At 43.0% G+C, this 377-nt stretch carries 1 rRNA gene; it reads left to right on the top strand.

Going from position 1 to position 377, the window contains the following annotated elements:
• Positions 1–25: 25 nt before the first annotated feature.
• A 5S ribosomal RNA gene (rrf, locus tag F0U47_RS22710) occupies positions 26–144 on the top strand.
• The last annotated feature ends 233 nt before the right edge of the window (positions 145–377 follow it).

Raw genomic sequence — 377 nt, 5'->3', positions numbered from 1 at the left:
ATACGATTGCATTGCATATACTAACGGATGCGATCATACCAGCACTAATGCACCGGATCCCATCAGAACTCCGCAGTTAAGCGTGCTTGGGCGAGAGTAGTACTAGGATGGGTGACCTCCCGGGAAGTCCTCGTGTTGCATCCCTCTTTTTTTTTTTTTTTTTTTTGGTTAAAACTTTATGACTCTATAACTTCTATACCGTGAGGCCAAACTTGGCATGTGATACCTTTTCGGAAAGCCCAAAGACAGCCCTCCGACGAAAGAAGCAGGACAATGGAACTTTTCCATTGACTTTTTGTCGACCCCAAATTTTGACCTTTAAGTACTTTTTCGGGCATTTTCGTGATTTGGGCTATATTACGGACCCAAAATTACTT

The sequence above is a fragment of the Nocardioides antri genome (genome assembly GCF_008373765.1).
Lineage (GTDB): Bacteria > Actinomycetota > Actinomycetes > Propionibacteriales > Nocardioidaceae > Nocardioides > Nocardioides antri.
The sequence above is the reverse complement of the archived record's forward strand: the minus strand, read 5'-3'. Positions and strand labels throughout refer to the sequence as shown.